The organism is Rhodococcus sp. ACS1 (assembly GCF_002300155.1).
Taxonomy (GTDB): domain Bacteria; phylum Actinomycetota; class Actinomycetes; order Mycobacteriales; family Mycobacteriaceae; genus Rhodococcus_F; species Rhodococcus_F koreensis.
The window spans coordinates 609,908-623,973 of sequence record NZ_NSDZ01000008.1; the positions used below are offsets into that span (position 1 = coordinate 609,908).

At 65.8% G+C, this 14,066-nt stretch carries 11 protein-coding genes; 3 read left to right on the forward strand and 8 right to left on the reverse strand.

Translation table 11 applies throughout. The annotated features are described in order from the left end of the window. Positions 1-39 precede the first annotated feature (39 nt). Positions 40-417: a CD225/dispanin family protein gene (locus tag CJ179_RS37080; RefSeq protein WP_095864748.1), complete on the reverse strand. Its 378-nt coding sequence runs from the start codon at positions 415-417 to the stop codon at positions 40-42. A 341-nt stretch (positions 418-758) separates the two neighbouring features. Between CJ179_RS37080 and CJ179_RS37085 the strand changes: the two genes are divergently transcribed. From CJ179_RS37085 to CJ179_RS37095, 3 genes are all read left to right on the forward strand, one after another. Further along, the gene (locus CJ179_RS37085) at positions 759-1,673 is read left to right on the forward strand and encodes a phosphatase PAP2 family protein (protein WP_257015970.1); all 915 of its coding nucleotides are present in this window, start codon (positions 759-761) and stop codon (positions 1,671-1,673) included. A 2-nt stretch (positions 1,674-1,675) separates the two neighbouring features. Then, positions 1,676-2,344, forward strand: a complete 669-nt coding sequence (locus tag CJ179_RS37090; protein ID WP_257015971.1) for a VTT domain-containing protein — start codon at positions 1,676-1,678, stop codon at positions 2,342-2,344. A 110-nt stretch (positions 2,345-2,454) separates the two neighbouring features. Next, positions 2,455-3,846 (forward strand): cell wall metabolism sensor histidine kinase WalK, encoded by a 1,392-nt coding sequence (locus tag CJ179_RS37095; protein WP_095864751.1) that lies wholly within the window; start codon positions 2,455-2,457, stop codon positions 3,844-3,846. Here CJ179_RS37095 and CJ179_RS37100 read toward each other — a convergent pair. The 7 genes from CJ179_RS37100 to CJ179_RS37130 form a co-directional block, all read right to left on the reverse strand. Next, complete coding sequence (locus CJ179_RS37100; protein ID WP_095864752.1) at positions 3,812-4,504, reverse strand: response regulator transcription factor; 693 nt, start codon at positions 4,502-4,504, stop codon at positions 3,812-3,814. The genes CJ179_RS37095 and CJ179_RS37100 overlap by 35 nt on opposite strands. Positions 4,505-4,548: 44 nt before the next feature. After that, positions 4,549-5,028, reverse strand: coding sequence for a DUF2231 domain-containing protein (locus tag CJ179_RS37105; protein ID WP_095864753.1), 480 nt, complete (start codon positions 5,026-5,028; stop codon positions 4,549-4,551). Positions 5,029-5,077: 49 nt separating this feature from the next. After that, the gene (locus CJ179_RS37110) at positions 5,078-9,580 is read right to left on the reverse strand and encodes a non-ribosomal peptide synthetase (RefSeq protein ID WP_095864754.1); all 4,503 of its coding nucleotides are present in this window, start codon (positions 9,578-9,580) and stop codon (positions 5,078-5,080) included. A 133-nt stretch (positions 9,581-9,713) separates the two neighbouring features. Further along, positions 9,714-10,361: a HemK2/MTQ2 family protein methyltransferase gene (locus CJ179_RS37115; RefSeq protein ID WP_095864755.1), complete on the reverse strand. Its 648-nt coding sequence runs from the start codon at positions 10,359-10,361 to the stop codon at positions 9,714-9,716. Between the two features lie 496 nt (positions 10,362-10,857). Next, positions 10,858-11,199, reverse strand: coding sequence for a metallopeptidase family protein (locus tag CJ179_RS37120; RefSeq protein WP_095864756.1), 342 nt, complete (start codon positions 11,197-11,199; stop codon positions 10,858-10,860). A gap of 745 nt (positions 11,200-11,944) precedes the next feature. Next, the gene (locus tag CJ179_RS37125; RefSeq protein WP_095864757.1) at positions 11,945-12,301 is read right to left on the reverse strand and encodes a hypothetical protein; all 357 of its coding nucleotides are present in this window, start codon (positions 12,299-12,301) and stop codon (positions 11,945-11,947) included. Positions 12,302-12,867: 566 nt separating this feature from the next. Further along, positions 12,868-14,028, reverse strand: a complete 1,161-nt coding sequence (locus CJ179_RS37130) for a cell wall metabolism sensor histidine kinase WalK (protein WP_095864758.1) — start codon at positions 14,026-14,028, stop codon at positions 12,868-12,870. Positions 14,029-14,066 lie beyond the last annotated feature (38 nt).

Consider the following 14,066-nt stretch of genomic DNA (forward strand, 5'->3'; position numbering starts at 1 on the left):
CGACAGTCCATCGCTCACTACAGACCATTTCTCCCGCGGTCAGTCGCGCACGCGGTGGTGCCAGTCGCCTCCCTCGCCGCCGTGCGCGATCAGAACAATGACGGCGATCGCGTAGAGGACGATCGCCAGCAGCAGCAAGCCGCCGAAGATCCACAGCGACAGTTGCCCGAGCTTGCGCACCCGGCGGGAGGCGTACTCGGCGCCGTCGATATCGCCCTCCGCCCATCGGGGATAGACCTCGAACGCGTGGTGGAAGGCCGAGAACGCCAGCGGCCAGAAGAACAGCAATGACGCCACGGCCCAGCCGGCGTTGCTGACGGGTCTCGCCCGGGCCGACGGGACCGCGGATCTACTGGTGGCGGGCACGCTTCGGGTGGGCGTCTCGTCCGGCGCAGGTTCGGAGACTGGATCGACCATGGTGACTCCGTATCCGTCATAAGGGCATCCGTCATAAGGAAACCCGTTCCGACGGTATGCCTCTCACGCTGAGGATTGGCTGAGAGCTGCGAACGAGGTACCGGCACCGTCGGGCGGCAGACGGCGGCGGTGACGGACCGGCAGTCACACTTCCTGCCCGTCCCAGCAGGGACGGAAGGTTTCTCTGCGGCCGCAACACCATCGGTGTCGGGTTGCGGCCGACGACGTCCCTGGGGTCGTGCGCTTGCTCGTGCCGAAAATTTCCCATCCGGGGGCTGGCCGGGTGTGATCGCCGTCCCGCTCTCAGCGGCTCCACAGCGGCGAACACTGATACTGCGGGTGTGAGAGAAGCAGTACAACCCCCGGTGTCATTGGCAACGGCCCACGATGCACCGATTCATTCCAATCTGGTCGGGCGGGCCCACGAGGTGGTTGCCGACATCCATCATGGCGGTGCCACGACCCTGGCTGTGGCCGTGCTGGTCGGGGGTATGGCGATGTTCCTGGGGGCGTCGGTCTGGCGGAGCCTGCAACGTGATCGCCGGGGTCCGGCCGCGGCGGCGATCGCCGTGCAGTGCGCTGGATTGGCAGCGGTGTTCGTTGCGTTGGCCTATCAGGTCAGGGCTGGGGGCTGGGTGACCGGTGCGGATCCGGCGGTTCTGGGTTGGTTCACCGGGCACCGGTCGGATTGGCTGACCGGGCCGGCCATCGCGGTGACCGACGCCGGAGGGCCGGCGGGCACCATCATCCTCGCGGTCGCGATCGGCGCGGTGCTGTCTCGGCGGGCCCGCTCACCGATCCCCGCGCTGATTCTCATCGGGACCGTCGGTGCGGCGGCACTGGCCTCTGCCGTGACGAAATCTGTTGTCGGGCGCGCTCGCCCCCCGATCGTGTCCCAGGTGTTGTTCGAGACGGACCATTCGTTTCCGTCCGGGCATGCGACCGGGGCGATGGCGTTGTTCATGATGGCCGCCGTGATGTTCGGGTACGGTCTGCCGCCGGCCCGGCGTGCCCTGTTGCTGATTTTGGCTGCGGTGGTGACCGTGGTGGTGTCGGTGACGCGCCTGTACCTCGGTGAGCACTGGCTGACCGATGTGGTCGGCGGTGTGCTCCTCGGTGGTCTCGCCGCGGTGATCGGCGGGGCGCTCTACACGAGCTGGATGGACCGGACCCGCGCCCCGGGGGTCAGAATTCCGGAAGAGGTCACCCCTCACTCAAGTCGCAGCAACCCGACGACGATGGGCCGTGCGGCGTGAATGTGGCACTGGGACTTGGGTTACTGAACGCCTCGGCGCTGCTGGGCACCTTGGGGTTGCTCGGCGTCCTCGGCGCGGTGGTCATCGAAACCGGTCTGCTCGTCGGTTTCTTTCTGCCGGGCGACTCGTTGCTGTTCACGGCTGGTGTCTTCGCCGCGCAGTCGCATCCGTTCGCGCCGTTGTGGTTGCTGCTGCTCACCGTCCCGGCCGCTGCGATGGTCGGTGACCAACTCGGGTTTCTGATCGGGAGGCGGGCCGGGGACGCGGTGTTTCATCGGCCTAGCGCCACACGGATCGGTCCGAAACAACTCGAGCAGTCGCGGCGGTTCTTCGATCGTTACGGGCAGCGCACGGTCTTGTTGGCGCGCTTCGTTCCCGTTGCCCGCACGATCGCGCCGGTGATGGCCGGCTCGTCGGGGATGCGGTACCGCACCTTCGCCGTCTACAACGTCGTCGGCGGCATTGCCTGGGGAGTCGGGGTGCCGGTGCTCGGCTACCTGCTCGGCGGTATTGCGTTCGTACGCGGCCACATCGAAGTAATCCTGATCGCCGTCGTGCTGGTGTCGATTCTGCCGCTGCTGATCAACGGCCTGCGAGCCCGGCATCGGGCAACCGGCAAGGTCCACCACCCGGACAGCACCTTGACCGCAGCGGGTGCTCCAGGACGCTGAGCCGTCCGGGCCGAGCATCCCTGTCATGACAGCGTCGACTTTTCTGATGTCCGCCGTTCCGGCGGTTGTCATCGGCGTCCCAGAGGGGCCGGATGGCGGATGATGGCGGCATGAGATCCCTACCCGAGTGGCTCAGACCGTCGCTGTGGGGGCTGGCGATCCGATCCGCGCTGGTCGCCGGTGCGGTAGTGACGATCGCCCTGGCGCTCGGGGCGACGGCGCTGCTGTTCGTACTGGACCGGTCCCTGCTCTCGGGACTCGACGACGCCGCGACCGCCCGAGCCGAGGACATCACCACCAGCCTGCAGTCGGACCAACCCGCGGACCTCGACAGTCAGCTATTCGACACCAATCAGCGCATCGCGCTCGTTCAGGTCGTCGACTCCGCCGGGCAGGTGGTGCGGACATCGAACACCGACCCCGGCGCCCCGGCGAGCGATGTGCGGCCGCCTGCCGGCGGTCCGCCGGTGGCGGGGCTGACCGGGCGGGCCGAGCATGGTGCGGATCTGCGGATCACCGTGCAGGGCGCCCGCGGCGTCGGAGGTGAATACACCGTCCTGGTCGCGGCAAGTGAGGAACCGGTGGAAGTCACCCTCGCCACGGTCGGTGGGCTTCTCGCCCTCGGTGGTCCGGTCATCGCCCTCGTCGCCGCAGTGGTGACCTACAAACTGGTACGGCGCTCCCTACGGTCGGTCGAACACATCCGCACCCAAGTCGCCACGATCTCGAGTACCGAACTCGGTGAACGGATTCCGGTGCCCGCACCCCGGGACGAGATCGCGGCGCTGGCGCGGACCATGAACGACATGCTCGCCCGCATCGAGGCCGGCCACACCGCGCAACGCCGATTCGTGGGCGACGCATCACACGAGCTGCGCAGCCCACTGGCCACCGTCACCATGGCCTTGGAGCTGGCCGATGCCCGCCCAGAACTACTCGACCGCGAACTCGTACGGGACACGTTGCTGCCCGAGGTCACCCGGATGCACCTGCTGGTCGACGATCTGCTGCTGCTTGCCCGCGCAGACGAGCGCGGCCTGCCGCTGCGGCTCGGCGACGTGGACCTCGACGACGTGGTGGGCACCGAGGTCCACCGCGCCCGAGGCAAGACCGAGAAGATGGTTACCGCGTCGTTGACCCCCGTGCGTATCCGCGGCGACCTCACCCAGCTCGAGCGTGTAGTGCGCAACCTGATCGACAACGCCGTCCGGTTCGCGGCACATGCTGTGCACGCGGAGGTCTCGCGCCGCGGGAACACCGCACAGATCATGGTGTCCGACGACGGGCCGGGCATCCCGCAGCCCGACCGGGCGCGGGTCTTCGAACGGTTCGTGCGACTCGACAACGCCCGTGAACGCGACCGCGGCGGTTCCGGCCTCGGCTTGGCCATCGTCGCGGAAATCGTGTCCGCCCATCGAGGTTCGGTGCGGATCGGTGAGAGTGCGGCGGGCGGGGTGCAGGTCGTGGTCACCCTTGCGGCGAGCCCGGCTGAGCTGTCGTGAGCCGATATCCGACGCCGCGGACCGTGTCGATGGTGTGCGCCCCGAAGGGTGTGTCGATCTTCCGGCGGAGATACCCGATGTACACCTCGACGATGTTCTCGTCGCCGTCGTAGTGCGCGTCCCACACGTTGCGCAGAATCTCGCCCTTCGTCAGGGCAGTGTCCGGGTGACGCAACAGGAACTCGAGGACCCCGAATTCGCGGGGAGTCAGGGCCAACTCTTCGTTACCACGCATGACGCGTCGCCGCGCCGGGTCGAGGCTCAGATCACCCGCGGTGAGCAACACCGGGCGCGTTGGTGCGCCGCGGCGCACCAACGCGCGCAGGCGGGCGATGAGCACCACGAAAGAGAACGGTTTGACCAGGTAGTCATCGGCACCGAGATCGAACGCGTCGGCCTGGTCGTACTCGCCGTCCTTGGCGGTCAGCATTAGAATCGGGGTCCAGATCTGCTTGGCGCGAAGTTCGCGGACAATTTCGTATCCGTTGATTCCCGGCAGCATGATGTCGAGAACGATCACATCGAAGTTGTCCTCGGTGGCGTGCCAGAGACCGTCCTGACCGGTGGTGGCGGTGACCACTACGAATCCATCTAGTTCGAGGCCGCGGCGAATCATATTCGCCAATCGAGCTTCGTCCTCGACGATCAGCACCCTCATCAGGCTGCCTCTTCCTTTAGCACCCGTTGCTATTCGGTCGGCGTTTACGGGGCGGAGCTGGTGGTGGTGGTGATGACGTCGCTCCAGGCGGCGCGCGAACCCGATTCGCCGATTCGGTAGACCTGAACGATGGTCGCTGTTGCCACGACGAGCGCGAGGGCGGCGACGACCAGTGTGAGCGCCCGTGACGGGTCCGTCTTTCGTTCGCGGAGATGGACCGCGGTGACAACTAGGGCGACCACGAGAAGGGCGGCGGAGAAATAGATCATCGTGTCGCCCAGTTCGGTGTGGGTGTGCACGGTGGCCGACCTGGCGACGTGCTTCTCGAGCCATTCGCCGGCGTCGGTGGTCAGCGGGGTCAAGACGGTGGTCACGACGGCGAGGACGAGGGTGGGCCAGACGAGTCGACGTCGGACGGCGGGCCACAGACCGCATACGATGACCAGGATCGCTGTCAGGGGAGCCAGGACCACGATGAAGTGGACGAGCAGCACGTGGGCGGGCAAGCCGCTGACAGTAGACATGACGCCAGTATCGCGGGTCGCGCTGAGAAAGCGCTGAGGCCGGAGGAAACTACCGGTTGGCCGGCAGACCCGGGCGGTGCAGGGTTGATGGCGCGATCTCTGCGAGGACGACCTGCAGGCCGTCGATGAACGACCGGACGGTGGAGGCGTCGAACAGGTCCGTCGAGTACACGAGTTCGGCGTCGATGCCGGCGGGCTGCCCCGCTGTGTCGTGGCGTTCGGTGAAATGGAAGTGCAGGTCGCATTTGGCGATGTCGAGGGGCCGAGGGGTGATCTCGAAGCGCAACACGTCGGCATTCAACGTGGCGGGAATGAAGTTGTTCAGCGACAGTGCGACCTGGAAGAACGGATGCAGCGATGATGAGCGGGGTGGATCGAGCACCTCGACCAGCCGCTCGAACTGCACCTCGGACTGGGCGAGGGCACGCAGTTCCACGTCGCGGGACTGATCGACGATCTCGGCAAAGCCCATGCCCGGGTCGATGTGGGTACGCAGCACGATGGTGTTGACGAACATGCCCACCACGTCGTCGAGCGCGGGATCCCCGCGGCCCGCGACCGGGGTGCCGATGGCGATGTCGCGGTCCCCGCTCAACCGCGCGAGCAGCATGGCCACGGCCGAACGCAGCGCGGTAAACAATGAGGCGTGCTGCTGGTGGGTGAGGGTCAACAGGGTGCGATGGGTGCGCTGATCGATCTGAAAGCTCTCACGGCCCGCACCATATGACCATTCTCGTGGTCGCGGGCGGTCGGCCGGCAGTGAGAGTTCGCCGGGAAGTCCCGCCAATTCCGTTTTCCAGTACGCGATTTGCTGGGATGCGAGGCTCTTGGTGTCGGTCTCGGCGCCGAGGAGTTCGCGTCGCCACACACTGTACTGCGCGTACTGCACCTCGGCGGGCGCCCACTCTGGCGCCGCGCCCGCGGCGCGGGCGGTGTACGCGGCGACGAGATCGCGGGCCAGCAACGCCAGCGACCAGCCGTCCGCCGCGATGTGGTGGATAACGCACGCCAGGATGTGCTCGCGAGTCGTCAGCGCGAACAGCCCGGCCCGCAGCGGTGGTTGCTCGCGCACATCGAACCCGGTCTCGAGGAGACGCGCTATCGGTTCGTCGGCGTCTCGGGCCGGGATCTTCACGGGGGCGAGATCGGGGAGGGCGTCAGCGACGTCGAGGACACATTGGTGCGGTCCGGTGGGGGAGTCGGGGAACACCGTTCGTAGCGATCGGTGCCGCTCGAGGACGTCCGCGGTAGCCAGCCGCAGGGCGTCGGTGTCGAGTTCGCCGACCACCCTGACGGTGAACGGAATGTTGAACAACGCGGGTGTGGTGATCGTGCGGTCGATGAACTGTTGCGACGGCGACAACGGCACGCGATCGGGCACCGTGACGGCACGCACCTGCGGGCGGGGTGCACTGTCGTCGTCAGCCCGGTGAGCACAGGCTTCGGTGACGACCTGCGCGAGGGCGGCCACCGTGGGCGTATCGAAGAGTTCCCGCACCCCGAGCGTGGTGCCCTGTTCGGCGTTGATCGCCGCGACCACCCGGGTGGCCGACAGAGAGTCTCCGCCGAGGTCGAAGAACGAATCGTCCGCACCCACCGGATGCACTCCGAGTATCCGGGCGAACACGTTGGCGACGCTGCGTTCGGCTGCCGTCGTAGGGTCGCGGCGCGATGCCGGGGCGGAGCCGAACTCGGGTGCGGGAAGGGCGCTGCGGTCGAGCTTCTTGGTCGGTGTCAGCGGAACCGTGTCCAGGACCATGATCGATGCCGGAACCATGTAGTCCGGAAGGAACCGGGCCACTTCCGTTTTCAGAGTTCCGGGTGTGGTTGCCGCCTCGGGGCGGAGCATGATGTAGGACACGAGGACGGGATCACCGGCCGGGTTCTGATGCACCACGGTGGTGGCGAAGGTGACGTCGTCGTGTCGGTGCAATGCGGCGTTGATCTCGCCGAGCTCGATGCGAAACCCGCGGATCTTGACCTGTCCGTCGGTGCGGCCCAAGAATTCGAGGGTGTGCTCGCCGGTCCAGCGAACCCGGTCGCCGGTGCGGAACAGGCGGGAACCGGGTTTGCCGAACGGATTTGCGATGAACCGTGATCCGGTCAGCGCTGGCTGCTGGTGGTAGCCGCGGGCCACTCCTGCGGAGGCGAGATAGAGTTCGCCGGCCGCGCCCGGTTGCAGCGGATGTAGTCGGTGGTCGAGTACCACGGCGCTCACCCCGCGCATGAGGGATCCGATAGTCACTCTCTGCTCCGGTGCGATCGGGGCGGTCAGGGTGACGCTGCAGGTGGTTTCGGTGGGCCCATATGCGTTGCGCATTGCCCGCCCGCCGGCCCAGCGCCGCACCAGCTCCGGGGGGCACACTTCGCCGCCGACCAGCGCGAGCTCCACGTCGTCGAGCCCCGTCGGGTCCACGGACGCCAATGCCGAGGGTGTCGATAGGAGGTGGGTGATGTGTTCGTCGCGTACGAGCGACGCCAGCTCCTGTCCGCCATATACCTCGGGGGGCGTTACGACCAGCGTGGCGCCGGCGATGCACGCGGCGAGAACCTCGACCAGCGCGGTGTCGAAGCTGGGGGAGGCGAAATGCAGGACACGCGACTGTGCGGACACCGAGTAGTTGTCGCGGATCTCCTGAACGAGGTTTGCCAGACCCTGGTGGGTGACGACCACACCCTTGGGCCGTCCGGTGGAGCCGGAGGTGTAGATCACGTAAGCGGGGTGCTCGACGAGCAGCGAACGAACGCGATGCTGGTCCGCTACCGTCGCGCAGCCGGGACCAGCATCACCGCCGGTGAGGTGGCCGTCGTCGAGGGTCAGCCACCGGACGGTATCGGGCAGACGCTCGAGCTCGGTGGACACGGTGAGCCCGACCGCCGCACCGCAGTCGCCGAGCGTGTACTCGATCCGGTCGACCGGATGAGTGGGATCGATGGGCACATACCCGGCGCCGGTCTTCGCGACCGACCACAGCGCCAGGACCGACTCGTACGACCTCGGCACCGCAACCGCAACCAGGTCTTCTGGTCCGAGTCCGTGCCCGATCAGGGTCCGAGCGACCTGGATTGCGCGGCAGTCGAGTTCGGCATAGGACACCGCCCGTCCACGGTCGCGGACCGCGACGGCCTCCGGGTGGGCCTCGACCGTCGCCGTGAGAAGTCGATCGAGCGTGATCGGATCGCTGTCCGCGAGACCAATGGCCGGCGTGAACTGTTCGCGTTCGCCCGTGGCGAACAGATCGAGATCGGCGACTGGGAGATCCGTGTCGATCGCCGCGGTGAACGATCTCAGGAAGGTAGTAAATCGGAGGTGATGGCTGCGCAGTTCCGCTTCGTCGTACAGTGTCGGATTGCCTTCGAAATCGACACGGGGGAGCGAATCGGCGACTCCGGGGTAAATGTTGACCGACAGGTCCGCGGTGGGCCCGGTGGTCAACACCCGCACCCGGCCGGTCACCGCGCCGAGGCTGATCTCCTGCTTGAAGAGCATGAGATTGAGGACTGGCCCGAAATGGGCGAACCCTTTTCCTGCCGAGTCCATCTCACGTCCGATGTCCTCGCGGCGATACCGTTGATGGCGCAGTGCAGTCGTCAGCGCAGCTCGGGCCACCCCGATCGCCTCCGTGATCGTGGCGGAGCCAATTCCCTTCAGCGTCAGCGGAAGAACGTTCGATACCGAACCACCCGCGGCCCTGAGCCGGGCCGATGTTCTCGCAGACACCGGCAGTGACAGGACGACATCGTCGACACCGGTCATCCGGGCGAGGTATGCCGCGAACGCGGCCACGATCAGCGCCGTCGGATTTTGGCCCCTCCCCCGCGCGTTCCCTCGAGCCGAAGGGCCATCGAGCGGAAAGGAGTCACTGGCCACCCGAACCGTGGCGCCGGGTGGCGCTGTGTGTGAGGTGAGGCTGACCGCCGGGGGAAGCTCGAGCACCTGACGGTGCCAGTAGTCACGATCCCGACCGAAACGCGGGGAGGACCGATATTCCGCATCCTCCTGCACTATCTGTTCCGGGTCGATCACCTGGCGCCGAGGCGCTTCGACGCCGTCGATTGCGGCGACATACAGTTCGGCTGCCCGGCGCATCGACATCATCGCCGCATACCCGTCCAGCGCGATGTGGTGGGCGCGCGAATACCAGTAGAAGTGCTCGTCGGCCAGTTGCAGGATGTGCGAGACGATCAACGACTCGCCGTACATCTCTATCGGCGCGCAGCTCTCGTTCCGCATCCACGCCTGGGCCGCCTCGACGGAGTCGCCACGGAAGTCGACCACGGGCACCGGTTTCGCCGACGTCGTGCCCAGGACCTGGTGCGGGTGCCCGTCGACGTCGACGAGCTTGATGAATCCTCCGCCCAGTTCGCGGCGTGCCTGCTCGCTGGCCTCGGCCAGCAGGTCGAGGTCGACCGGTCCGCGAAGCTCCACGTACTGGGCGATCACGTACGGGACGTCGGGGGTGAGTTGCTGGGCGAACCATATGGAGCGCTGCGCCGCCGTCAGAGGAATCACGCGCGCCCCCGGCCCGGGCAGGTCGTTACCGGTGATCACATTCGCCTCGCGGATCTCGTCTCATCTGGTCTGTGTCCAACCACAGCGGGCGGTGCCGGCGAGGATGTCGAGTCTTCGACTCGACGCGACGAGTGGGGCGTCAGAGTCGGGGCGACGGCACCCGCACCACCCCTCACTTGACCGCCCGCAGCACGACAAGCTCCTCGCAGTGCTGCCCCACATCGATCACCCCACGCTGGACGAGCATGTCCCTTCGGGCCGCGAGCACCGGCCCGAAAGGGATATCGACCCGCGACACAATATTGACGCGCAAACCCTGTTCTTCGAGCATCGTCTGGGACTTCTCGATCCCACTAAATGAGGACTGCACGAGCAGCAGCACCCCGCCGGCCGCGAGAACGTCCGGGACCTGCAGACAGATCCGGTCGAGCAACGCGCGACCGTCCTTGCCCGCATCCCAGCATCGTGCGATCCCACTGACCGGCACCCGGTCATTCTCGGCGGGTACGTAGGGCGGATTGGACACCACCAGATCGAAACGCTCGCCGCGGACAGGCTCGGTGAGGTCACCGCGCACCACTCGCACCGAACGACCGTGCAGTCGGGTGTTCATCCACGTAGTCGCCCACGCGCGCCGCGACAGGTCAACCGCCGTCACCTGCCCGGCACCCGCTTCCGCCGCCCGCACACTCACAATGCCGGTACCGGCGCACAGATCGAGCACTCGAGAATCGGGCCCGAGAGCCTCCTGTTTCAGAGCTTCGACCAACGCCCATGAATCATGCTGCGCGGGGTATACCCCAGGAAGTCGCACCAGCACCAGAGCCCCCTCGTCACTATTTAGACTCCGCTCCAGAGGTCGTTCCGAGCGCCGATGAGACTATACAAACTCCAGGGCATGCGCCTGACAACCGCGGCCGCGGCGTGAGCGTCGACACCCTTAGACCTCGGCATTTTCCCAGGTCGACGCCGCGCGTCGAGGTGGGTGGGGGTGTGACTGTGCCAGTGTCTGCGGTCAACCGAACGTGGCGTATCCATCGACTCGGATACATAGTGGGAGCGCAATCCGCGACGTAGTCCCTTGCGGAACTCGAGCAATTTCCCATCATCGGAAGATCGGCCAACGGCGGCTGCATTGCTCTTATCGCGACGATCACCGACCTGGAGGACAATCTGGATCAGCGCCGCGGGGCCGACGCGGTGGCCGGTATCAATGATCACGTCGCCGTGAGGAACACGCCGGGCCCTCGCTGTCGATTCTCGCCGTGTCACCTGTGAGGGGCTAGGCCGTCGTATCGGGGGGCGAGTTGGGTGGCTCACCATCCGAGTTCGTGGAGTCGGGTATCGTCGATGCCGAAGTGGTGTCCGACCTCGTGGACGACGGTCCGGCGGACCTGCTCCACAACCTCGGCGTCGCCGCGGCATATGGCGCAGATTGCTCGGCGGTAGATCGTGATCCGGTCGGGCAACACACCGGCGTACCGGGTTGTGCGGTGGGTCAGCGGAATTCCTTGGTACAGGCCGAGCAGACCCATCGGACCCGCGTCCTGTTGGACGGTGACGGCTACGTTGGCCATCACTCGCCCGAGTTTCGGTGGCACACTGTCGAGTGCCCGGATGACCATGTCCTCGAACCGTTCGCCTTCGGCGTCGATCATGCATCTATTGTCCCGCCGCCCCCCGGCTGGGTGAGAGGACATCGAGAACGTCCTGAACGGGATGGAGGTGAGCTGACCAGCGATCCATCCGCAGCGTTGGGCCGCTTGTTGGTGCTAGGGGTCGGTAGTAAGTCCCTGCTGCCCTTCCATTCTTGGGCGGCAGAACCCGCCCAATCTGCAGCGCATGTGACGCCGGCAGCGGGCGGGGTCCCGCCACCCGGGCGTCTCGATTCTTCACCCCGGACGCCCGGCGGAGCCAGCCGGGGCCAGAGATGGCAACGACCGCTGGCGTAGTCGCAGATGCTGCGGGGTAACAGAAGAGTCGGCGCCCGGTGGGGTGCCGTTGCGTTTCGCACCGCGCCCTAGTTCGGAAGGGTGTTCGGTTCCGCGCGGGCCGAGTTCGCAGCTGCGAACCAGTCCGTAACGTGTCTGGCACACGCAGCCACTGGTAGTGGCTCCTCGGTGCCGCTGAATCCAAACCTGCCCGGTCCTTTCGTCTGTGGGACCGTATCTCGTTGGTAGGGAGAATGTCCGCGAGTTCGCGCACTGCCCAGTCTCCGGTCGAGATCCGTCGCCTTGAGGGTATGGCGCTGGGTGTGCATAAACGCAGTTTCTACTGCGGGTGCAGGACGCTGAGGATGGTGTTCAGCGTGCGTGGCCAAGAAACCGAGAACATCACGGTGCCCCAGTTTCCCGGTCCGAACACGAACGCGGGCTCCATATCCCGGCACGGTGGTGGAGAGGTTTACGCTGGGTCGGTGCCTGTGCGGCGCTGATGAAACCGTGCACGCTGCAGATCCAAGAGCGCTGCGCTCTCAGTGTCGACTCGCTGATGGTCGCGGGCGATCGCGGCTCGGACGGCCACGGTATGCCGGTGCAGTTCTGCCGCACGGTCCTGGGCGTCCTCGTCGTTGAGGAAGTGGCCTGCTACTCGATCGTACTGAATCAACAGTTGTTCGTAGGCGAGGCGAGTTGGTGCCTGCTCATCGAGTTCTGTGGACGCGACATCTTCCACCAATTGCAAGGGGATACGCATCAATCGGTAATTGAATCGCAAAAGCGCCATCGGCGCGTCACGCAATGTCGTCACGATCGGCGACATTAGCGCTTGTGGAGGAACACGCGGAGCGATTCGTGCCGAGACGGACGGAGGGGGCACCATGGTCAATCGAATTTCCGTGAATTTGGTGCGCACGAGCAATCCTGTTTCGTTTCGGGTCCATCGATATCCAGTTCTTACACACTGCACTGCAACGGCATTTGTAGATGCCGCGAAGCCACCGATCAGGGGTAGAACGCTGATCAGTCAGGATTTCCCACAGTACGCTGGACTTGTTGAAAGCTAGCTGAGGAAATTTGTCCGATTGCGCGGCGGGTCGATCGGCGGTCTCTGTCGAAGCAGAGTGCCTGATATTGTGCTGAGAATCGTAAGCGTCCGGTTACGTAATGTGATTGTGCTGAATATTATTCGCCGCCCATCGCGGCAACCGCTACGAGGCCGCGTGTCGGTAGTCACCCGGGGCGAGAGGTGGAGTGGCCGGCACCGCGACTCCCGTTGGGTGCAGGCCCATCGCACCGCGGGAGACTTCGGTGTGAATTCCAGTGCGAGGAAACGCATATCTGTGCCGCTCAGAGGAAGTGGCGGGGTGATTCATGGGGAAACTCGAGCTAGTGGTCGGTTGGTGCGGCAGGAATCGTGAGGGTGAAGGTCGCGCCCTCGTGGGGGTTTGCGGCGGCGGTGATCTCTCCACCGTGGGCGTGTGCAATCTCGCGGACGAGGGCAAGCCCGATTCCGTAGCGGCGCCCACTGCCAGGTTGATTGTCGCCGTGTGAGAAACGACTGAACAGCGTGCCCGTGATCGAGGGGTCGAGTCCAGCACCGGTGTCGCGAACATCGACGACAACCTGCTCGGCGTCTCGCCGCACCCGAACTAGGACTGTTCCGCCCGAACGCTGATGGGTCAATGCGTTGTCGACAAGGGATGTCACCGCCCGGCGGAGCGCAGTTTTGGAGCCGAGGACGGTGAAGGCCTCGGTGACGGCGTCGGAAGGTGAGCGCTCGAACTCGAGGGTGACTCCTAGAGACTTCGCGTGCACAGACATACTGTCGCGGACTCTGTCGGCCACGGCGGCGAGATCGACCTTCTCCTTCGGCGCGGATCCGGTGGTCAATGACGCCGAAGCCAGTAGGTCTTCCACGACGTCGCCGAGTGCCCGGGTGTCCTCGACCAATCCGCCGAGTTGCTTCTTGATTTCCTCTGGGGGGAGTCGATCGAGACGGCGGTCCAGTAGCTGCGCACGCGTGTGTAGGACTGTCAAGGGCGCCCGCAACTCGTGCGAGGCGTCAGCGACGAAACGTCGCTGCAGGTCCAACGCCTGCGTCAACGGTCGGATGGAACGGCGCGTCAGGAGAATCACCACACCGACCGATGCCGCGATACCAGCGAGTTCGGCCACCCCGAGGGAGAGCAGCAGTCGGTTGCGACCTGACTCGAACGGCTCGAGGTCGATCAGCGCGACGACCCGGCCGTGGGTGTTGTCCGCGACGAGTGCCCTATAGTGCCGATGGTCGACATCGACATCGGAGAAACCTGGTGGGCCCGCGAGCAACCCGAGGGTCACGGTGGCGTGAGCTCCCACGGACACATTGCCGGATAGGTCGCGCAGCGCCAAAGTCATTCCCGGTGGCGGGTCGTTGACGTCATCGGCAGTGGCGGCGACCGATACCAGTTGCCGTGTGATCTGCTGATTCTGTACGCGCACATCGACGAACAAGACCACCGCCCCGACCACCAACAGCACCGCGGCCAACGCGACCGAGGCCTGCACCGCCGCTATCTGGCCCGCACGCCGAACGACTGCGACGT

What these genes read in the sequence shown, in the direction of transcription:
- CJ179_RS37125 (WP_095864757.1), bottom strand. Translation starts at nt 12,301, where the DNA reads ATGTCGCCGATCGTGACGACATTGCGTGACGCGCCGATGGCGCTTTTG.
- CJ179_RS37100 (WP_095864752.1), bottom strand. Translation starts at nt 4,504, where the DNA reads ATGAGGGTGCTGATCGTCGAGGACGAAGCTCGATTGGCGAATATGATT.
- CJ179_RS37105 (WP_095864753.1), bottom strand. Translation starts at nt 5,028, where the DNA reads ATGTCTACTGTCAGCGGCTTGCCCGCCCACGTGCTGCTCGTCCACTTC.
- CJ179_RS37095 (WP_095864751.1), top strand. Translation starts at nt 2,455, where the DNA reads ATGAGATCCCTACCCGAGTGGCTCAGACCGTCGCTGTGGGGGCTGGCG.
- CJ179_RS37080 (WP_095864748.1), bottom strand. Translation starts at nt 417, where the DNA reads ATGGTCGATCCAGTCTCCGAACCTGCGCCGGACGAGACGCCCACCCGA.
- CJ179_RS37120 (WP_095864756.1), bottom strand. Translation starts at nt 11,199, where the DNA reads ATGATCGACGCCGAAGGCGAACGGTTCGAGGACATGGTCATCCGGGCA.